The following is a 21242-nucleotide window of genomic DNA, read 5'->3' on the forward strand; positions in this document are numbered from 1 at the left end:
TCCCGGCCTTGTGCCGGGGTGGCCGCTATCGAATAGGGAGGAAAATCATGGCTGATGTTACCCTGCGCGGCATCCGCAAATCCTATGGTTCGCTCGAAGTGGTGCATGGTGTCGATCTCGACATCAAATCGGGGGAGTTCGTGGTGTTTGTCGGCCCCTCGGGCTGCGGCAAATCCACATTGCTCAGAATGATTGCCGGGCTCGAGCCGATTTCGGGCGGCGAGATTTCGATCGGTGGCAGGGTGGTCAACGATGTGCCATCGCCCCAGCGTGGCATTTCCATGGTGTTTCAGTCCTATGCGCTTTACCCGCATATGAGCGTCTACGAAAACATGGCTTTTGGGTTGAAGTTGGCCAAGACGCCCAAGGCCGAGGTGGACCAGCGGGTGCGCGAGGCGGCGCGGATCTTGCAGATCGAGGATTATCTCGAGCGCATGCCCAAGGCGCTATCGGGCGGGCAACGCCAGCGTGTCGCCATCGGCCGGGCCATTGTGCGCAATCCCAAGGTGTTTCTGTTCGACGAGCCGCTGAGTAACCTTGATGCCTCGCTGCGGGCGCAGACCCGGGTCGAAATCGCCAAGCTGCATGACACGCTCGACGCTACTATGATCTATGTTACGCATGATCAGGTCGAGGCCATGACGCTGGCTGATCGGATCGTGGTGCTCAATGCCGGGCGGATCGAGCAGGTGGGCTCACCGCTCGAGCTTTATCGCAATCCGGTCAATACCTTTGTGGCCGGGTTCATTGCCAGCCAGCGCATGAACTTTTTGCCGGTGGTGGTGGAAGGCAATCAGTTGCGGCTAGTCGATGGCAAGGCTCTGCCGCTGTCGCATCCGCAATTGGCCAAGGCGGTGACGCTGGGCGTGCGGCCTGAGCATCTGGAACTGGCGAGCCCCGAAGCAGCACATTTCAGCGGGACGCTGTCGGTGATCGAGCAGTTTGGCGAATATGCCCTGGCCTATGTGGAACTGGCCTCGGGCGAGCTGATGACGGTCAAACTGGATGGCGCGCCGGATCTGCAATTGCATGAGCAGGTGCATATCGGCCTGCCGGCGGATGGGGTGCATTTGTTTGACGCTGAGGGGCGCGCCCTGCGTTAGGCCGCGCCCGGTCGCGGTAGCACCGACTTGCGCCAGATGGGGATTGGCTTGATGGGCGGCACGGTGTGCGCCCATTCGTCGGGGCCGGCCTGGGAGAGCAATTGCATGATGTGCTCGACCATTTCTTCCACCGGCTGGCGGAAGGTGGTGAGGGCGTAGGATTCCCAGCCGGCCTGTTCGATGTCATCGAAGCCGACAATGCTGACATCCTGGGGCACGCGCAGGCCGAAGGCGTGACGGGCGGCGTCCATGAAGCCCAGGGCCAGCAGGTCGGTGACGCCGAACACGCCATCGGGGCCGCCGCTGCGGCCATAGAGCTGGCGGGCGGCTTCGGCGCCGGCGGCATAGCCGGTGGGGCCGGCGCGGATGATGGGAACGCTCAAACCATCCTCTTGAGCGGCCGCGACGAAGGCGCTGTCGCGAGCGGTGAGGCTGGGTGTGCCGGCGGTGGAGGAGACCACGGCGAGCCGCTGGCAGCCGGCACGACGCAGCAGGTGATAGGCTTCGCGCGCGGTTTCGGCATTTTCGACCGCCAAATTGGCGGGGCCTTCGATGTGGTCACTGCGATTGATCAGGATGACGCGCTGGCCATTGGCGACGCAGCTGGCGATCAGGGAGGCGTCGGGGGTGCCGGACAGCACGATGACGCCATCGGCGCGGAAATTGAGCGTCTGGCGCAGGGCATTGGCGACGCTTTCCTGGTCGCCGGTGGTGTTGATCACCATGCCGACCTTGCCGATGACCTGCAATTGGCGGGTCATTTCGTCGAGCATGCGCGCCTGGTAGGGCGTAGGAATTTCGGAGACGATGATGCCGATAATGTTGCTGCGGTCATGCGAGAGGCCGCGGGCGAGATGGTTGACGTGGTAGCCAAGCGCATCGGCGGCCTCGAGCACCTTCTTGCGGGTGGCTTCCGACACGCTGGCGCCATCGGTGAAGGTGCGCGACACGGCCGAGCGTGAGACGCCCGCCAGGCGCGCCACCGTTTCGGCACTGACGAAACCTTTCGCCTTGATGTCCATTTGCCCTCCCGCAACGTGCACGCCCGTGCATGGGCAGCTTACTAGCGTGCCCGGCAAAACTTGTCCAACGGGGCCAATGGCAAGATCGACGTTGACGCGTCATCGAAAGGGCGTAGTCTGTTGCAACCGTGTGCAAGCCTTGGTGATCAACAGGTTTCAATGTCGTCAACAATCCATCTGATCGATCTGCTCGGAGCCGGCGCCCTGCTGATCTGGGGGCTGCGCCTGATCAAGACCGGCATCATGAATGCCTTTGGCGGCTCGTTGCGCCAGTGGATCGGCAAGGGCACGGGCAACCGCTTCAAGGCGGCACTGTCGGGGCTGCTGGCGACGCTGGCCCTGCAATCGAGCACGGCGACGGCGGTGATCACGGCGTCTTTTGCCAGCCGCGGCATTATCGAGCAGCGCATGGCGCAGGCGGTGATGCTGGGCGCCAATGTCGGCACGGCGATTGCCGCAGTAATTCTGTCCATGGATGTGCACTGGATCGGCTCGGCCATGATCCTGATCGGGGTCGTGACCTATTCGGTCAGCCAATATGCGCGGGGCAAGGGCGTTGGCCGGGCGGCGCTGGGGCTGGGGCTGATGCTGCTGGCGCTGCAATTGCTGGGGCAGGTCACCGAGCCGCTGCGCGAATCCGACATGGTCATCGCTGTGCTGTCCGGGCTGGGCGATGCGCCGGTCATTGCGCTGCTGCTGGCGACGGGGCTGGCCTTTGTGGCGTCGTCCAGCCTTGCCGTGGTGCTGTTCGTGGCGCTGCTGGCGCAATCGGGGCTGGTGACGCCGACTTTGGCGGTGATCCTGGTGGCGGGGGCCAATCTGGGCGGGGCCGTTCCGCCCTGGTTGGCGGTATCGCGCGAGGGCGTCGAAGCACGGCGGTTGACGCTGAGTAACCTCGTGGTGCGCGGTCTGGGGGCGCTGGTGCTGACGGCGTTTGCCGGGCCGGTGGCGGCGCTTGCGCTGCCGCTGCTGCCCAATGCGCATATGCTGACCATTGCCACCCATATCGGGTTCAGCCTGGTGCTGCTGGTGGTGTTTTTGCCGCTGCTCGATCCGATTGCTGCGCTTGCCACCAAGCTGGTGCCGGCGCGGGCGGCGGGCAAGCAGGGGCCGACTTATCTTGACGACGGGGCGCTCGATACGCCGGCTATCGCGCTGGCCGTGGCGGCGCGTGAAACGTTGCGGGTGGGGGATCTGGTCGGCAAGATGCTGGAAATCAGTCTCAATGGGCTGATGCAGAACGATCCGGCGCTGCGCGACAAGCTGGGCGGGTTCGATGACGATGTCGATGCGCTGCAGGAAGCGATCAAGCTGTATCTCGCCAAGCTGGGCCGGGGCGAACTTGACCCCGATGATGATCGGCGGGCGGCCGAGATCGTGTCCTATGCAATAAATCTTGAACATATCGGGGACATTATCGATCGGGGCCTGTGCGAGCAGGCGACCAAGAAGACCCAGCGCAAGCTCAAATTCTCGCCTGAGGGACTGGCCGAAATCCAGGAAATGTATGCCAAGACCATCGAAAATCTGCGGCTGTCGCAATCGGTGTTTTTCGGGCGTGATCCAGAATTGGCGCGGGCGCTGATGGCGGGCAAGGTCGAAATCCGGCGGCTCGAAGCGGCGTCGAGCGAGCGGCACCTCAAGCGGGTGCGGGCGCTGCGCAGCGAGACGCTGGAAACCAGCACGCTGCATCTCGATATCCTGCGCGATCTCAAGCGCATCAATGCGCATCTGGCTTCGGTGGCCGTGCCGATCCTGGAGCAAATGGGCGAATTGAGCGAAAGCCGGCTGGTACATCAGGCCAGCGCGGCACCGGCTTTGGAGCAGAAGTGATGGGAGCCAAGACGCCGGTGATGGAAAGGACCAAAGTGGATCAGATCGTGGCTGGCGAGACGCCGCTGGATTTTGCGGCGCAGTTTGCCACGGTGCCCTGGCGGATTGGCCGCCGTGGCACGCTCGAAATCCTGCTGGTCACCTCGCGCACCAGCCGGCATTGGCTCCTGCCCAAGGGCTGGCTGGTGCGGGGCAAATCGGCCATGGAATCGGCGGAGATCGAGGCGTTCGAGGAAGCCGGTGTGCAGGGCAAGATGCGCAACAAGCCGATCGGTGCCTTCGCCTATAACAAAATCCTCAAGACCGGCGAGGCTCTGCCCTGCCGGGTGACGGTGTTCAGCCTCAAGGTCAAGAAGCTGCTCGATGACTGGCCGGAGGCCGGGCAACGCGAGCGAGCATGGTTCGACATCGCAGTGGCGGCCGATGCCGTATATGAGCCGCAATTGCGAGATTTCCTCCTCGGCCTGAGCCGGTCGGAGCCTATCGCATTGTTACGGTAACGCTTTCTGCGTTCCCCCAGCGTGATCAGCTTTACCGGCATGGCGGCGCCCCTTAAGGTGGCACCGCGAGTATGCGTTGGGAGAGGGCTGGGGTATGGGCAAGCTGGGGGCGTTGCGCTGGTTGGGCGCGGCTGTGCTGATGGGGCTCAGCCTCGTGAGCGCGCAGGCGGCGGACGTCAAGGTGACGGTGCTGGAAAACACCGACCTGCCGGGGTTCGATTATTCGATCCTCAGGGATACCGATCTCGATGCCTGCCGCAGCGCCTGTGTGGATGACAATATCTGCCGCGCCTTCACCTTCAATGCGCAGTCCAATTGGTGTTTCCTCAAGGGCGACAGCAACGAAATCGCCGAATTTAACGGTGCCACGTCGGGCCGCGTCAGCCGGGCGCCGACGCCCGCTGCCACCGAGGCCGCGCGCCAGGCCGAATTGCCGTTTCCGCCGCAGGATTTGATCTCGCAGGCCAAGAGCTTTGCCACGGGGCTGCCCAGCACAGATACGCCGCCGCCCAAGACCAGCTATGCCGATCTGGTCGCGGCTGCCGAGCAGGCGGTGACCGAGGAAAATCCGGCTGGAGCCATTGTGGCGTTCCGGCAGGCTTTGGCGATCAATGCCAATGACCGGGCCGTCTGGCAGGCGCTGGCCGATGTGGCGCTGGCCCGGGCCAAGGCCGTGGCGGGTCAATCCGAGGGCGACAATAGCTATGATCTGGCCTCGACCGGCACGTCGGCGGCGATGAATGCCTTTCTGCGTTCGACCGAGCGGGACGACCGCGCCGTGGCGCTTAAGTCCCTGGCCGAAGGCATGGCCTATCGTGAAATGTGGCGCGAGGTGATTGCCACCTATCGCGCGAGCCTGGCGCTGGCGCCGAGCAAGCAATTGCAGGCGGAGCTGGATGATGTGATTGCCCAGCATGGCTTCCGCGTGACCAGCCATGAAGTGGATGCCGAATCCGCCTCGCCGCGCATCTGCGTGGTGTTTTCCGATCCGCTGCCCTCGGGCAGCACGGACCTGTCCGGCTATATCGTGGTGCCCAATGCGCCGCAGGCGGCCATTGAAACGGAGCAGAGCCAGATTTGTATCGATGGCGTGCAGCATGGCGCCCGTTATGCCATTCAGCTGCGTGCCGGCCTGCCGTCAGCCGATGGCGAAACGCTGCGCAAGGACGTCAAGCTCGACGTCTATGTGCCCGATCGTTCGCCCTTCGTGGCCTTTGCCAATAATGCCTATGTGATGCCGGCCGGCCTCGGTGGCGGGCTGCCGATCACTTCGGTCAATGCCGAAACCGCTGACGTGATGATCTATCGCATCGGGGACCGGTCCATTGCCGCCGCGGTGCGCGACGGGGTGTTCCAGGGCTCGCTGACCGGCTATTCGGCCGAGAATGTCGCCGACCAATATGGCGAAAAGATCTGGGACGGGAAGGTGGACCTCGCCAAGGGGGCGGCCAATGCGCTGACCACCACGGCCATTCCGGTTGCCGATGTGCTCAAGGATATTCCGCCCGGCGCCTATGTGGTGACCGCCAAGGTGGCCGATAGCGAAGCCGATTATTGGGATAGCCTGGCCACCCAATGGTTCATCGTGTCCAATCTGGGTCTGACCACGATTGCGGGCGATGATGGCGTGCATGCCTTTGTGCGCGGGCTGGGCGATGCCAAGCCGATGGCTGGCGTCGATGTGCGGCTGGTCGCGGTCAACAATGAGATTTTAGGCGAAGGCGTTACGGATGCCGATGGCCGGGCAGTGTTTGCGCCGGGCCTGGCGCGTGGCACGGGCGGCAAGGCGCCGCAATTGCTGGTCGCCGAAACCAAGGATGGCGATTATGCTTTCCTTGATCTGTCCAAGCCCGCTTTCGATCTGACTGATCGGGGTGTTGAAGGCCGGCCGTCGCCGGGTCCGCTGGATCTGTATGCCACCACGGAACGCGGTGTCTATCGACCGGGTGAGACGGTTTATCTGACGGCCCTGTTGCGTGATGCGCGGGCGCAGGCGGTCAAGGATATGCCGCTGACCATGGAAGTCGAGCGGCCGGATGGCGTCGTCGCGACCCGGGATGTGCTCCGCGATGGAGGGGCGGGGGGCTATTTCACCGCGCTGCCCATGGTGGGCGACGCGATGCGTGGCTCCTGGACGGTGCGGCTTTATGCCGACCCCAAGGCGGCGGCGCTGACCAGCGTGGCCTTCCTCGTCGAGGATTTCGAGCCTGAGCGGTTGGCCTTTGATATTACTGCGCCCGATGCACCGGTCGAAACGGGCGTCGAGACTGCCATCGATGTCACCGCGAAATATCTCTATGGCGCTACGGCGCCTGGCCTGGCGGTGGAAGCCGACGCGGTGCTGCGGCCGCGCACGACGCTGGAGCAATTCCCCGGCTATACCTTTGGCCGCGAAGACGACACGATCGAAACCAATCGCGAGCCGCTGGGCGTGGTCGGCACGACCGATGAAGCCGGCAAGGCGGTCGCCGCTGTCGTGCTGCCCGAGCCGCAATCCACCACGCGGCCGCTCGAAGCCCAGATCATTCTGCGGCTGGTCGATACCAATGGCCGCACGGTCGAGCGCTCGCTGACCCGTCCGGTGCTTGCCGATGTCGATCGGATCGGCATCAAGCCGGCCTTTACCGACGCGACGGGCCTGGGCGAAGGCAGCAAGGCCGAGTTCGATATCGTGGCGGTTTCGCCGCAGGGCGAAGCGATTGCCAAGACGGGCCTGACCTGGACGCTGTCGCGCATCGAAACCAACTACCAATGGTATCGCGATGGCAGCAGCTGGAAGTGGGAAGCCATTACGACGACGCGCGAAGCGGCCAATGGGACGCTCGACACGGTCGCAGGCGGGCCCGCCCGCATCGGCGCCAATGTGAATTGGGGCCGTTACCAGCTCGAAATCGAAAGCGCCGGGCCCAATCCGACCTCGTCGACCTACGAATTCTATGCCGGCTATTATTATGCCGATGCCGGCAGCGACACGCCGGACACGCTGCAGGTGGCGCTGGACAAGCCGGCCTATCGCGTCGGTGACACCGCCAATCTCAAGCTCGATCCGCAATTTGCCGGCACGGCTTTGGTGATGGTGGTGGATAACCGCATCATCGATATGGTTGCTGTCGAAGTGCCCGAAGGCGGCATGACTGTGCCGCTCAAGGTCACCGAGCAATGGGGGCCGGGCGCCTATGTGACGGCCGTGCTCTATCGTCCGTCCGATGCCAGTGAAAAGCGCATGCCGTCACGGGCTTTGGGCCTGGCCTTTGCCGATGTCGAGCCGGGCGATCTCAAGCTCGCCACGAGCATCGACGCGCCCAAGGAAACGCTGCCGCGCCAAAGCTTCACCGCCACGGTCAAGCTGGGCAATGTGGCCGCCGGGCAGCAGACCTATGTGGCCGTTGCCGCGGTGGATCTGGGCATTCTCAACCTCACCAATTTCAAGGTGCCGGCGCCCGACGACTGGTATTTCGGCCAGCGGCAGCTGGGCATGGAAATCCGCGATCTCTATGGGCTGCTGATCGACCCGACCCAGGGCCTGCCCGGCGCGATGCGTTCGGGCGGCGATGGCGGGGCGTCCCGCCTGGGCACACCGCCGCCAACTTCGGTGCTGGTGGCTTTGCATTCGGGTATCGTCAAGGTCGATGCTGAGGGCAATGCGACCGTCACCTTCGAGATGCCAGACTTTTCCGGCACGGTGCGGCTGATGGCCATGGCCTGGACTGACACGGCGGTTGGCCATGCTTCGGCCGATGTTATCGTGCGCGATCCGGTCGTCGTGACACTGAGCCCGCCGCGCTTCCTGCGCGTGGGGGATGAGTCTCGCCTCTTGGTCGAGGTCAACAATGTCAGCGGCGCCGCCGGGAGCTATGGCATTGCGCTGAGCACCGGACAGGGCATTTCGACCGATGCGGAAAATACCGATGTCGAACTGGCCCAGGGCGCGCGCACGTCGCTCGACCTGAGCCTAACCGGAACGGGGATTGGCGATTGGCCGGTGGTGTTGACCATTACCGCGCCCGATGGTTCGATCCAGAAGAAGGAGCTGACGCTGGGCGTCCGCGCCACCAGTGGGCCGGTGACCACCAGCCGGTTGATTCCGCTGCCGGCGGGGAAAACCGTCAGCGTCGAGGACAGCTATTTCGATAGCTATATGGCCAATACTGGTGCGCTGACGCTCGCCATTGGTCCGCTGGCGCGTCTCGATGTACCAAGCCTGCTGCTCTCGCTCGACCGCTACCCCTATGGGTGCGCCGAGCAGACCTCGAGCCGTGCTCTGCCGCTGCTGTACCTCAACGAAGTGGCCAGCATGATCGGGGTGGGCAGTGACGACAAGCTCAACGAGACCGTGACCAAGGCCATTGCCTCGACCCTTGCCAAGCAGACCTCCACCGGCGGTTTTGGCCTCTGGGGTCCGTTCGATGGCGGGGATCTGTGGCTGGATGCCTATGTCACCGACTTCCTGATCCGGGCCAAGGCGGAAGGCTATGCCGTGCCCGAGGATGCCATGACCATGGCGCTGGATAACCTTTCCAACCAGGTGTCCTACGCCACCGATTTCGACAATGGCGGGGAAGCCATTGCCTATGCGCTGCACGATCTGGCCCGCGCCGGCCGTGCCGCCATTGGCGATCTGCGCTATTACCTCGAAGCCCGGCTCGATGCCTTCGCTTCGCCGCTGGCCAAGGCCCAGCTGGGCGCGGCTTTGGCGCTTTATGGCGATAGCACCCGCTCGGAAACCGCCTTCCTCGCTGCCGTGGAAGATCTGCGCAAGGCCGAGCAACCCAATCGCTATCGCTCCGATTATGGGAGCCTCTTGCGTGATACAGCGGGCGTGCTGACGCTAGCCGCCGAGTTCAAGCCGGCCGGCGTGGATATTGGTGCGCTTACCAGCCAATTGGCCAAGCTGCGGGATCGGGCGCGCTATACCTCGACCCAGGAAGACAGCTGGACGCTGCTGGCTGCAGCTGCAGTGGGCCGCGATAGTGCCGATGGCTCCATTACGGTCAATGGGGAGGCGTTGACCGGTCCGGTCTATCGCCGCTTTGACCAGGAAGAGCTGGAAGCTGCTGCTGTCGAGATCACCAATAATGGTGCGACCGATACGGAAGCCAAGGTGACGGTGACAGCCATTCCGCTGACGCCGCCGCCGGTTTCGAGCAATGGCTTTAGCATCACGCGGGAATATTTCCTGCCTGATGGCACCAGCGTTGATCCGCAGGATGCGCCAATCGCCCAGAATGAGCGGCTGGTAGTGTTGCTGACGGTCAAGCCGCAGCATCTGGGCTCGGGGCAATATGTCATTGCCGATCCGCTGCCGGCGGGTTTCGAAATCGAAAACCCGGACCTGTCGGCGGGCGAGGGCGTGTCCGATTTCGCCTGGCTCACGGTGGATGCGCCGACCCATGTGGAATCGCGCACCGACCAGTTCGTCGCGGCCTTCCGCTATTATTCGGATACCGCCACGTTCAGGACGGCCTATATGGTCCGCGCCGTTTCCCCGGGCAGTTTCACCCTGCCGGGCGCGACGGTGGAGGACATGTACCGGCCCGAATTCCGCGGCAATACCGCCGCGGGCCGCATCGAGGTCACCCAAGCGGGACAATGACCGAGACGGGCGCCAGTGCTGCACGCAAAGCTCCGCGCTGGCGGCGGGTGGCGCTTGTCGCCTGCCTGCTCGCCGGCGGGTTGCTGGCCGGCGGCACGATCTATGTCCGCTCGGTGATCGGGGAGATTGCCGCGACCCTGCCGGTTTTGCCTGATCTGGCCACCATGCCGGTATCGGTCGCGGTGGTGGATCGGGACGGGCAATTGCTGCGGCCGTTCACCACCAAGGATGGGCGCTGGCGCTTGCCCGTCACGACGGCGCAGGTCGATCGGCGGTTTCTCGATATGCTGGTGGCCTATGAGGATCGCGGCTTTGCCGGTCACCATGGCGTTGAATGGGGCTCCATGCTGCGCGCGGCGGGGCAATATGTGGGGGCAGGGGGCAATATCGTTTCGGGCGGCTCGACTCTGACCATGCAGGTGGCCCGCCTGCTCGAGGGCGCGCCCACACGAAATCTCTGGGGCAAGCTGCGCCAGATGGTGCATGCCGATAGCCTCGAGCGGCAATTGAGCAAGGATCAGATCCTCAATCTCTATCTGACGCTGGCGCCCTATGGCGGCAATATCGAGGGCATTCGCGCGGCCAGCCTTGCCTATTTCGGCAAGGAGCCGACGCGGCTGACCACGGCCGAGGCGGCTTTGCTGGTCGCCCTGCCGCAATCGCCCGAAGCTCGCCGGCCCGATCGGGACCCCGATGCCGCCCGCCGCAGCCGCGACATGGTGCTCGACCGGCTGGTCACGGCAGGCGCCATTGCCGCCGAGGAGGCGGAAGCGGCCAAGCAGGAGCCGATCCCTACGGCGCGCAAGCAGTTTCCCATGCTGGCCAGCCACATGGCCGAGCAGGCTTTGCGGGCGCAGCCGGGCATGCGCCAGATCGGCCTGACGGTGGACAAAAGATTGCAGGATGCGCTGGAGCGGCTGGGTGCTGCCCGTGCCCGCCAGATCGATCCCAAAGTGTCCGTGGCGATTGTCGCGGCTGATATCCAAACCGGGGAGATCCTTGCCTCGGTCGGCTCGGCGGGCCTCTTCAATGCCGAGAGCGCCGGCTATGTCGACATGACCAGCGCCATTCGTTCGCCCGGCTCGACGCTCAAGCCGCTGATTTATGGGCTGGCCTTCGAATTGGGCCTCGCCCATCCCGAAAGCCTGATCGAAGACCGGCCGACCGCCTTTGGCGGTTATGTGCCGGTCAATTTCGACGGCTTCAGCCGGGGCACGGTGACGGTGCGGCAGGCACTGACCGAATCGCTCAATATTCCGGCCGTCGTGGTGCTCGACGCGGTGGGACCGTCGCGGCTGATTTCGCGGATGAAGCGGGCATATGCCGATCCGCGCCTGCCGGTGAATACAGCGCCGAGCCTTGCCGTGGGGCTGGGTGGCGTGGGCATTTCGCTGCGCGATCTGGTGTCCATCTATGGCGCCATTGCCCGCGGCGGCTCGCCGGTGCGGCTACGCGATGGGGTCAAGCCCGATACGACATTGGCGTTCGAAAAGCCTGCGCCGGTGCTTGATCCGGTCGCGGCCTGGTATGTCGCCGATATCTTGGCCGATGTGCCGCCGCCGCTGAATGGTTCACCCGGCCGTATCGCCTACAAGACCGGCACGTCCTATGGCTATCGCGATGCCTGGGCCATCGGGTTTGACGGCAAGACGGTGATCGGCGTCTGGGTCGGCAGGCCTGATGGTGCGCCGGTGCCGGGGCTGTCGGGCATTATCGGTGCCGCGCCGATCCTGTTCGAGAGTTTCGATCGGTTGGGAAGTCGCACAGCGCCGTTGCGCAAGGCGCCGCCGGGCGTGCTGTTTGCTTCCAACACCCAATTGCCCGCGCCGCTGCGCCGCTTCCGCCATCCCAATGAAGATGTCGTGGCGCGCGATGCTGCGCCCAAGATCGCCTTTCCGGCCGACGGGGTCGATGTCGATCTGGGGCTGGCTTCGGGCAGCGCGGCTTCGCTCATGGTCAAGGTGCGCGACGGGGTGCCGCCCTTCACCTTCTTTGCCAATGGCGCGCCGTTTGGTCGGTCGGCTTTCGCCCGCCAGAACGCCTGGCAGCCGGATGGAGCGGGCTATGTGACGCTCTCGGTGGTGGATGCCGAGGGGCGAGGGGACAAGGTTACGGTGTTTTTGAACTGAGGGGTGTGTTGGTCCCAACGCCTCCCCAGTGAGTGAGCATGCAAAAAGCCCCGGATTTTTCATCCGGGGCTTTGGTTTTTACCAGTCAAACTGCTTGGCCAGGGTCACCTTGAAGGTGCGGCCGAGTGAGCGGTCGGGGGTCTGGTTGTCGCGGTAATCGACGTTGAAGATGTTGTCGATGCCGAAGCGCAACTCGGAGCCTTGCAGCGGGCCGGTGGTTGGCTTCCAGGAGGTGAACAGATCGAGCGTGCTGTAGGCGGGGGTTCCGCTGGATCCGGCTATTGCCGGCGTCACGCCCGTTTCGGTCGATGCCGCGAACGTGGCCTTGATGCCATACTCAATTCCATATTCCGGCTCGCGACCCCCGACGGTAACCACCAGCTTGTGGGCAGGGATGGAAGTGAGCGCAGCGCCGGTCAAATCGTTCTTGCCGACCGTTGCGGTATAGGCGACGCGGCCGAACAAGCGTTCGGATTCGTAGGCGCCCTCCACTTCCACACCATAGATCGTGGCTTCCCCGATATTGCGATAGTAGGGGTTGCCGGGAACGCTTGGTGAAGACTCGATCATGTTAGTCAATTCGCTATAGAAGCCGGTGACCTTGACGCTGGCCTGGTCGCCGTCCTGGATCAGTTCGTAACCGGACAGCGCGAAGCCGGCTTCGTAATTGTTGGAGCTTTCCTTTTCGAGGCCCAGGCTGGGGCCCTTGGTTGCATTGTATTGGTAAAGCTCATCCAGCGTTGGCAGGCGTTCGGTGTGAGCGACCGAGCCGAAGATCGAGAAATTCTCGTTGATATCGTAGAGAGCGGCGATCTTGGGTGAGAGGGCGACGTCATCGATGTTGCGCTCGCCCTTGGTGGTTTCTTCCGGCCGCTGCCAGACGAAATCGGCACGACCGCCTGTGATGATGGTCAGGCGATCGTCATAGATGGCCTCGTTCTGCACGAAGACGCCAAGTCTTGTGTCGGTGCCTTCCGGATGGGTGGTGATCGGGGTGTCAGTGCCAGTCGCCGTACTGAAGGCAATGCGATCCTGGTAGCTGGTCTGCACGCCATAGGTCAGGTAATGTGTCCAGTCTCCGAGATCGAATTCTGAAGTGTTCTGGATATTGCCCTGCCAAGTGCGGTAGCCGTATTCAGCCTCGGCAAAGCCACCCAACGGGGAGCCGGTCTGGGTCACATAAGTGTCCGAGAATGACAAGTTGGCCTTGAGGTCAACCCAAGGATTGTCGCTGTCGGCATTTTCGTAGCTCAATACGGCTGTTTGATCGACGACCGTGCGATCGACAAGGCCGAACATCGCGGATGTGCCGGTCTGGGCGTAATCCTGCTGGTCCGCATCGCTGCTCCAGCGCTGATAGGAGAGGCGCAGTACCTGCTCGTCATTGTCGCCAAAGCGGGCCGTGCCCTTGATCAGGCCCGACAGCGCATCGAAGTCGGAGCCGGACAGCGTACCGCCATTGGCCAGGTCGTACTCTTCCGAACGGCGCCAATTGCCGGCGGCCAACACGTCGAAGCTTTCATTGACGCGCTGGGCGACAATGCCTGAAACCAAAGTGCCATCGCCATTGGAGCTGTACTGGGTCTTGAGGCGGGCAGCGCCGGTATGGCCCTCGGTAATGAAGTCTGAGGCGTCCTTGGTGGTGAAGTTGATCACCCCGCCCAAGGCGCCCGAGCCATAAAGCGTTGAGGACGCCGGGCCGCGCAGCACTTCGACTTGCTTGTAAAGCTCGGGATCGGAGAAGAACGAGCCCATGCGGTATTGCTCGTAGAACTTCTTGGCGCCATCGACAGTGACGATGATACGCGCTTCGTCGCCCGAGGTTTCGGCCGTGCCGATGCCGCGGATGTTGAAGGATTCGCCGAAAACGCGGTCCGAGCCGATGATGGTGACGCCGGGTACGGTACTCAGCACCTCGCCGATGCTCGTCGCCTGCACGGCGTCGATATCGTCCTGATTGACCACCGTCACGGCCTGCGGGGTGTCGATGGCGATCTTGGGCGCCCCCGCCCCGATCACCAGACGCTCCAGCATCGTTATATTGCTTGCATTCGTGGTGGTGGCTTGGGCGAACGCCGCCCCCATCCCAACCACACTCAACGCCGCGCCGCACATCAGTGCAGCCGCATGCGACCTGACCAGCCCCATTGTTAACTCCAGTAGTCTGTTTTTGGTTTGTCGGTTTTGGCTGGCGGCTGGCTGGCTGTTCGTGACCCGGTCTTTAAGCTGACTCTTAAAATCACCTATTGCGTCCTGTAATTAACATGACTAGTAGAGTCAAGAAACCATGGACAGATCGGCCGCCGCTGTCAGGCACAGCCAAGCCACTGATCCGACGAGACATTAGTGATGCAACGAAGCGATCAATCACCGCCGGGCAAGCCAGCCAATGCAGTGCCGCAAGGCACCAGAACCGTCACCACCGCTGAACTGTTCGGCGGCGGGGACGAAATCGTGCTGCTGCATAACGGGGTGCCATACCGGTTGCGCATCACCCGCCAGGACAAGCTCATTCTGACCAAATAGGCCAAGCCATGACCGAGAAAACTGCCAAGACCCCTGCCCAGATTCGCGAATTGCGGGCGCGCCATCCCGAAATGCGGGAGCGTGATTTCGCCCGTATCCACGGTATTTCCGAGGGCGAGCTGGTTGCTGCCGAAGTCGGCCGCAGCGCCGTGCGGCTGCAGGTCGATCTCGATCTGCTGCTCAACGGGTTGCGGGCCTGCGGCGAAGTGATGGCGCTGACCCGCAATGAAAGCGCGGTGCATGAAAAGATCGGGCCTTACGAAAAGGTGGTGATCGGCCCGCGCGCTTCGATGGTGCTGGGCGAGCAGATCGATCTGCGTATTTTTCCGTCGCGCTGGGCCTTCGGCTTTGCGGTCGAAAAGGCGGGCGAGGAGGGCGCGGTGCGCCGTTCGCTGCAGTTCTTCGACCGGCAGGGCGTGGCCGTACATAAGGTGCATGCGCGGCCTTCGACCAATTTCGAAGCCTGGGACCTGCTGATCGCCAATCTGCGTCATGCGGACCAGTCCGAAGGGATCACAGTGAGCGAAGCTGAAACGCCAGAGCCGCTGGGCGAGGCTGCCGGCATTGCCGAATTGCGCGAGCGTTGGGCCGCGATGACCGACACGCATCAGTTCTTCGGCATGATCAAGGCACTCAATCTACCCCGGCTCGATGCGCTCGAAATGGTGGGCGAGGATTATGCCTTCCAGCTCGATCATGCGGCTGTCGCCAAGCTGTTCGAGGAATCCGCGGCGAGCGAACTGCCGCTGATGGCTTTTGTCGGCAATCACGGCTGCATCCAGATCCATGCGGGGCCGGTCAAGACGATCAAGACCATGGGCCCCTGGCTCAATGTGATGGACGACACGTTCCACCTGCATTTGCGGCTCGACCAGATCGCCGCCGTATGGGCGGTGCGCAAGCCGACTTCGGACGGTCATGTGACGTCGGTGGAAGTCTATGACGCACAGCGCGAGCTGATCATCCAGTTCTTCGGCAAGCGTCAGGAAGGTTTTGACGAGCGCGCCGCCTGGCGGACGATTGTTGAATCGCTGCCGCTCTTTGCCCAAACCCACGCCGCGTGAGATCAGTCATGACTTTGTCTTTCAAGCGCTTCCTGGCTGCAGGCGCGATTGTCGCGCTGGCCTCGCTGCCGACCAATGCGCAGGAGCTGCATCCCTTCGCCGATAGTTCGCGGCTGGTGTCGATCGGCGGTTCGCTGACGGAAATCATCTATGCGCTGGGCGAGGAGGGCAAGCTGATCGCCCGCGACCAGACGGCGACCTATCCCGAAGCGGCGGCGGCGCTGCCCGATGTGGGCTATATGCGCCAATTGGCGCCGGAAGGCGTGCTTTCGGTCAGCCCCAGCGCGTTGCTGGTGATCGAAGGCAGCGGCCCGCCCGAGGCGCTCGAGGTGCTGTCCCATGCCGGGGTGGAATACCAGACCGTGCCGGAAAGCTTCAGCCATGACGGTATCCTCACCAAGGTGCGGGCGGTGGGCCAGGCGCTGGGTGTGCCGGACAAGGCCGAGGCCCTGGCCAATGAAATCGACACGGCGCTCAAGGCCGTCGAGCAGCGCACGGCTGATATCGCCGAGCGCAAGCGCGTGTTGTTCGTGCTGTCGGCCGAGGGCGGCAAGATCCAGGCTTCGGGCACCGGCACGGCGGCCGATGGCATTATCGCGCTGGCTGGCGCGGTCAACGCAATCGACGAATATTCCGGCTACAAGGCGCTGACCGAGGAAGCCATTATCGAGGCGGCGCCCGATGTGATCCTGATGATGGATCGCGGTGGCGACCATAGCGCCAGCAATGCCGATCTGATCGGCAATCCGGCGATCGCGCTGACCGAGGCGGGGCGCAATCACGCCATCATCCGGCTGGACGGCGCCTATCTGCTGGGCTTTGGCCCGCGCACGGCAGAAGCGGTTTCCGACCTCGTCGACGCGCTGTACGGCGAGTAGGCGGGATGAGCCAGGTCATGTCCATCCATGGTGCCATTGCCGAGCGTGCCGAGGGCGACCGCAGTGGGCTTGGCCGCGTGGTGGTAATCGCTTTGGCGCTGCTGCTGGTGGTGACCATGGCCATTTCGATGACCACCGGGGCGTCCGGCGCTTCGGCCTCTACCATTATCGGGGGCTGGTTTGGGCTGGTTCCCGAAAGCGAGGTGCAGGCGGTGCGCGACTATGCGGTGATCTACAATATCCGCCTGCCGCGCATGATTCTGGGCGTGTTGATCGGGGCGGCTTTGGCGGTGTCGGGCCTTCTGATGCAGGGCCTGTTCCGCAACCCGCTGGCCGATCCGGGGCTGGTGGGCGTCTCGGCCGGGGCGGGGCTGGGCGCGGTGGGCATCATCGTTTTGGGCACGACGATGCTGGCGCCGCTGACCGCATTGCTGGGGATTTATGCGCTGCAGATCGCTTCGTTCATCGGCGGGCTCATCACCACCTTCATTCTTTATCGCGTGGCGACGCGCGGCGGGCAGACGGCGATTGCCACCATGCTGCTGGCTGGCATTGCGCTGGGGGCACTGGCCGGGGCAGTCACGGGTGTGTTGGTCTATGTGGCCAATGACGCGCAATTGCGGGACCTGACCTTCTGGGGCATGGGCTCGCTGTCGGGCGCCAACTGGACCAAGATCATGGCATCCGGGCCGATCATCATCGCGGCGCTGGCTGTGGCGGCGTTTCTGGGCAAGGGGCTCAATGCGCTGACTTTAGGCGAGGCGACCGCAGGGCATCTGGGGATTCCCGTACAGCGGTTCAAGCGGGTGGTCATTGTCGCGGTGGCGGCAGCGACCGGGGCGTCGGTGGCGGTCAGCGGCGGCATTGGATTTGTCGGCATTGTCGTGCCGCATCTGTTGCGGCTGGTGATCGGACCTGACCATCGCTATCTGCTGCCGGCTTCGGCGCTATTGGGCGCTTCCTTCCTGCTGATGGCGGATGCCGTCAGCAGGCTGATCGTGGCGCCGGCGGAATTGCCGATCGGCATCGTGACCGCCGCGGTGGGTGGGCCCTTCTTCCTCTGGATATTGCTGCGCAAACGCGCGGTCTTTGCCTGGTGACGCCATGATCCATGTCGACAATATCGCGGTTGAAATCGGCCAGCGGCGCATTCTCGATGGCGTCAGTTTTTCTGCCTATCCGGGGCAGGTGACCGCCATTATCGGCCCCAATGGCTCGGGCAAATCCACGCTGATGAAGGCGCTGTGCCGGGACTATGCGTTCAGCGGGGCGATCAGCATCAATGGTCGCGATGTGGCCAGCATGGATCTGGGTACGGCCGCCACTTTGCGGGCCGTGCTGCCGCAATCGAGCACATTGCCGTTCCCATTTACGGTGCGTGAAGTGGTGGCTTTGGGGCTTACTGCAGGGCGGCCGGGTGTGTCGCTGGCGGCGCTGCGGCGGTTGCCGGACGAGGCGTTGGCGCGGGTGGATCTCGGCGGTTTCGGTGGGCGGTTCTATGGCGAATTGTCGGGCGGGGAGCAGCAGCGCGTGCAATTGGCGCGCGTCATCTGCCAGGTGTGGGAACCGGTGCTCGATGGGGTGCCGCGGTTCCTGTTTCTCGATGAGCCGGTATCGAGTCTGGATATCAAGCACCAGTTGATGATCATGGATGTGGCGCGCCAGTTCGCCGCTTCAGGTGGCGGCGTTATCGCCATCCTGCATGATCTGAACCTGGCGGCGATGTATGCCGACCAGATCGTGGCGATCCGCAATGGCGCGGTGGCCGGCGCCGGTACGCCCGCCGAGGTGCTGACCGATGGCCTGATCGCCGAGGTTTTCGATTGTCCGATGCGGGTGGGCGCACTGCCTGCCGGCAATATTCCCTTCGTCTTGCCGCAGTCGGCGCAGCGTTTCGTCGCTGCGGCACCACAAAGCAAGGTTGCCTGATGTCTAAAATTCCTGCCCTTCTGTTCAGCGTACTCGCTCTGAGCGCCCCCGTTCTGGCGCAAGAGGCTGCGCCCGCGGCGCCATCCCTGGCGCTCGAACTCAATGCTCTTCAGCCTGCCGAGAACGGTTGCCGGGTGACGTTCCTTGCGACCAACACGCTGGGTGGGCAACTCGATCGCGCCGCGGTGGAAGTGGCGTTCTTTACCAGCGATGGCGCCATCGACCGGATCGTGACGCTCGATTTCAAGGCGCTGGCCGAGGGCAAGACCAAGGTGCTGCAGTTTGAGCTCAAGAATCTGGCTTGCGAGGGCATCGGGCGGCTGCTGATCAACGATATCACCGCCTGCGAAGGCACGGACATCGCCGCGGCGGCCTGCCTTGACGGGCTCGTCACCACGACGCGACCCGACATTGCCTTTGGCGTTTGAGGACGGGACCGATGGACGTAGCAGCGCAAGCGCATGATTTTTCCATGTTCGCCCTGTTCATGCAGGCGGACTGGGTGGTCAAGTCGGTGATGATCGGGCTGGTCATTGCCTCGGTCTGGGTGTGGGCGATCATTGCCAATCGGCTGGCCGCCTATGGCAAGGTCAAGAGCGAAATGGCGGCGTTCGACAAGGCGTTCGCCTCGGGCCGGCCGCTGGCCGAGTTGCGGGCCGATTACGCTGGCGCCGGCCAGCATGGGCTATCGGCTGTGTTTCTTGCCGCCATGGAAGAATGGGACAAAAGCCACGCGGTGCAGGCCGACAATGCGGTGGGCCTGCAGAGCCGGCTCGAAATTGCGCTCGATCTGGCGGTGAGCGAGCAGAGCGCGGACCTGGAAAAGCGGCTAGGCTTTCTCGCCACCATTGGCAGCGCGGGGCCATTTGTGGGGCTGTTCGGCACGGTCTGGGGGATCATGAATGCCTTTACCGCCATTGCCGCGGCGGAAAATACCAGCCTTGCGGTGGTGGCGCCGGGGATTGCCGAGGCGCTGCTGGCGACGGCGCTTGGCCTGTTGGCCGCTATCCCCGCTGTTATTGCTTACAACAAGCTCAGTGCGGATGCGGGCAAGCTGATTGCGCGGCTTGAAGGCTTTGCCAACCGGCTGGTGGCGCTGATGTCGCGGCAACTCGATGCCGGAAAGTCGCTCTGATGGGCATGGCGCTGGGTAATAATAAAGGCAAGCGCGGCCGGGGCCGGGCGCCGATCAGCGAAATCAACATCACCCCCATGGTGGATGTGATGCTGGTGCTGCTGATCGTCTTCATGGTCGCGGCGCCCTTGATGACGATGGGCGTGCCGATCGATCTGCCTGAAACGCGGGCGCAGGCCATGCCGCTCCAGACCAAGCCGATCACCGTAACGGTCGAGCCCGATGGCGCGCTGTCCATCGAGGGCGAGCCGGTGACGCCGGACACGCTGGTGAGCAGTGTCGCAGCGCTGGCTGTCGAGGGCACCGACGAGCGGCTTTATGTGCGGGGCGATACGACGGCGGCCTATGGCGCCATCATGGAAGTGATGGGCGAATTGTCGGGCGCCGGCTATAGCCGCATCGGCCTTGTCACCGTGCCGGCGCGGACCCCCTGATATGCGCTACGCCCTGCCAGGTTCACTCTTGGTGCATGCCGGCATTTTCGGCGTGGCCTTTGTCGGCTTTGCCTGGCCGCAACCCGAGGATGCGCCGCCGCCGGGGGCGGTGACGGTGGATATCATTTCGGTCACGTCCGTTTCCACCAATGAGACCTCCAATGTCGAGGATGGCAGTGCGGAAAATCTGATCTCGGCGGGCGGCGAAATCGTCGCGACGACGCCGAGCGAAACGCTTGAGCCGGTCGAGCCCGAAACCCAGGTCGCCGAAGTGCCCGTCGAGCAGGCGGTGCCGCCCGAAACGGTCGAGCCGCTGGAGCAGGACGAAGCGCCGCCGGTTGAGACCGCTGCGGCCGAACCCGTCGAGCTGGTCGTTGAGACGATGGACATGGCTGTGCTGGCGACGCCGGTCACCAGCCCTGAACCCGTCGACACGGTTGCCCCAGTGGCGGCCGAGCCGCTGGAGCCGGTGGAGGTGAGCGAGTTGAACGCCGCTCCCGTGCCCCGGACGCTGAGTTTCGAGCGGCCCAGCGCACCCACGCAGCGACCGCGGCCACAGCAGCAACCGACACAACAGGCCTCGCGCGAAGCCCCGCGGCCACCGCCGCCGACCGGCAATAGCGGGCAGAGCAATGCCGACAGCGCCGCGGCGCGGGCTACGGCCGGCCAACAGAGCCAGGGGAGTGGCGGTGCCGCGGAAGCGGCATCGTGGCAGCGCCAGGTGCAGCGGCGCCTCAACAATGCCAAGCGTTATCCGCGGTCGGCCGGCGGGGCGACGGGAACGGCCCTGGTGCGGTTCACCATTTCGGCCGGCGGTGGGCTGGCGGGCGTGAGTCTGGTGCAGTCCTCCGGTAATCCGGCGCTCGATCAGGCGGCCGTCGATGCGGTCACGCGGGCCGCGCCCTTTCCGCCCCCGCCGAGCGGCGGCAGCGAGACGCTGGGCGTTCCGGTGGATTTCACGCGCGGCTAGCGGCAGTCCCGCTGGCGGTTTCGACCCGGCATTTTTAGCAAGAAAACAGAGGTTCCCGCCTGCGCGGGAATGGTTCCGTGGGGGTGTGGGTCCCGCAGGCAAATCCGTTGATTTAGAGAGGGCACC

At 63.9% G+C, this 21242-nt stretch carries 16 protein-coding genes; 14 read left to right on the top strand and 2 right to left on the bottom strand.

The window, feature by feature from the left end:
* Nucleotides 1-47: 47 nt before the first annotated feature.
* Nucleotides 48-1103: an ABC transporter ATP-binding protein gene (locus tag N8A98_RS12240; RefSeq protein WP_113121217.1), complete on the top strand. Its 1056-nt coding sequence runs from the start codon at nucleotides 48-50 to the stop codon at nucleotides 1101-1103.
* On the opposite strand, the gene N8A98_RS12245 is transcribed toward N8A98_RS12240, so the two are convergent.
* Complete coding sequence (locus tag N8A98_RS12245) at nucleotides 1100-2125, bottom strand: LacI family DNA-binding transcriptional regulator (RefSeq protein ID WP_262171639.1); 1026 nt, start codon at nucleotides 2123-2125, stop codon at nucleotides 1100-1102. The two genes, N8A98_RS12240 and N8A98_RS12245, sit on opposite strands and share 4 nt — an antisense overlap.
* Before the next feature lie 159 nt (nucleotides 2126-2284).
* Here N8A98_RS12245 and N8A98_RS12250 point away from each other — a divergent pair, with 159 nt between their 5' ends.
* The 4 genes from N8A98_RS12250 to pbpC all read left to right on the top strand — a co-directional run bounded on the left by N8A98_RS12250 (nucleotide 2285) and on the right by pbpC (nucleotide 12180).
* Nucleotides 2285-3958, top strand: a complete 1674-nt coding sequence (locus tag N8A98_RS12250; protein ID WP_262171641.1) for a Na/Pi cotransporter family protein — start codon at nucleotides 2285-2287, stop codon at nucleotides 3956-3958.
* Entirely contained in the window at nucleotides 3958-4458 is a 501-nt protein-coding gene (locus tag N8A98_RS12255) for an NUDIX hydrolase (RefSeq protein ID WP_262171642.1), read from the top strand. Before N8A98_RS12250 ends, N8A98_RS12255 begins: the two co-directional genes overlap by 1 nt.
* Before the next feature lie 94 nt (nucleotides 4459-4552).
* Nucleotides 4553-10051, top strand: coding sequence for an MG2 domain-containing protein (locus N8A98_RS12260; RefSeq protein ID WP_262171644.1), 5499 nt, complete (start codon nucleotides 4553-4555; stop codon nucleotides 10049-10051).
* Complete coding sequence (pbpC, locus tag N8A98_RS12265) at nucleotides 10048-12180, top strand: penicillin-binding protein 1C (protein ID WP_262171645.1); 2133 nt, start codon at nucleotides 10048-10050, stop codon at nucleotides 12178-12180. Before N8A98_RS12260 ends, pbpC begins: the two co-directional genes overlap by 4 nt.
* 78 nt (nucleotides 12181-12258) lie before the next feature.
* Here pbpC and N8A98_RS12270 read toward each other — a convergent pair whose 3' ends face one another.
* Nucleotides 12259-14214: a TonB-dependent receptor, heme/hemoglobin family gene (locus tag N8A98_RS12270; protein ID WP_262171647.1), complete on the bottom strand. Its 1956-nt coding sequence runs from the start codon at nucleotides 14212-14214 to the stop codon at nucleotides 12259-12261.
* 315 nt (nucleotides 14215-14529) lie between these two features.
* Between N8A98_RS12270 and hemP the strand changes: the two genes are divergently transcribed.
* The 9 genes from hemP to N8A98_RS12315 are packed head-to-tail and all read left to right on the top strand — an operon-like array spanning nucleotide 14530 to nucleotide 21116.
* A complete protein-coding gene (gene hemP / locus N8A98_RS12275) occupies nucleotides 14530-14706 on the top strand; it encodes a hemin uptake protein HemP (RefSeq protein WP_113121223.1) in 177 nt (58 codons plus the stop codon).
* A gap of 8 nt (nucleotides 14707-14714) precedes the next feature.
* Entirely contained in the window at nucleotides 14715-15770 is a 1056-nt protein-coding gene (locus N8A98_RS12280) for a hemin-degrading factor (protein ID WP_262171649.1), read from the top strand.
* Between the two features lie 8 nt (nucleotides 15771-15778).
* Nucleotides 15779-16648 (top strand): heme/hemin ABC transporter substrate-binding protein, encoded by an 870-nt coding sequence (locus tag N8A98_RS12285; RefSeq protein WP_262171651.1) that lies wholly within the window; start codon nucleotides 15779-15781, stop codon nucleotides 16646-16648.
* A gap of 17 nt (nucleotides 16649-16665) precedes the next feature.
* Nucleotides 16666-17748: a FecCD family ABC transporter permease gene (locus tag N8A98_RS12290; protein WP_262171652.1), complete on the top strand. Its 1083-nt coding sequence runs from the start codon at nucleotides 16666-16668 to the stop codon at nucleotides 17746-17748.
* Between the two features lie 4 nt (nucleotides 17749-17752).
* Nucleotides 17753-18577, top strand: a complete 825-nt coding sequence (locus N8A98_RS12295; RefSeq protein WP_262171654.1) for a heme ABC transporter ATP-binding protein — start codon at nucleotides 17753-17755, stop codon at nucleotides 18575-18577.
* Complete coding sequence (locus N8A98_RS12300) at nucleotides 18577-19005, top strand: hypothetical protein (RefSeq protein WP_262171655.1); 429 nt, start codon at nucleotides 18577-18579, stop codon at nucleotides 19003-19005. The genes N8A98_RS12295 and N8A98_RS12300 overlap by 1 nt, the downstream gene beginning before the upstream one ends.
* Before the next feature lie 11 nt (nucleotides 19006-19016).
* Nucleotides 19017-19712: a protein TolQ gene (tolQ, locus tag N8A98_RS12305; RefSeq protein ID WP_262171657.1), complete on the top strand. Its 696-nt coding sequence runs from the start codon at nucleotides 19017-19019 to the stop codon at nucleotides 19710-19712.
* Nucleotides 19712-20146, top strand: coding sequence for an ExbD/TolR family protein (locus tag N8A98_RS12310; RefSeq protein ID WP_262171658.1), 435 nt, complete (start codon nucleotides 19712-19714; stop codon nucleotides 20144-20146). Before tolQ ends, N8A98_RS12310 begins: the two co-directional genes overlap by 1 nt.
* Nucleotide 20147: 1 nt before the next feature.
* Nucleotides 20148-21116 carry an energy transducer TonB family protein gene (locus N8A98_RS12315; RefSeq protein WP_262171660.1) on the top strand — a complete coding sequence of 323 codons (969 nt, stop codon included), beginning with the start codon at nucleotides 20148-20150 and terminating at the stop codon, nucleotides 21114-21116.
* Nucleotides 21117-21242: the final 126 nt, after the last annotated feature.

This window comes from Devosia neptuniae (assembly GCF_025452235.1).
In the GTDB taxonomy this organism is placed as follows: Bacteria; Pseudomonadota; Alphaproteobacteria; order Rhizobiales; family Devosiaceae; genus Devosia.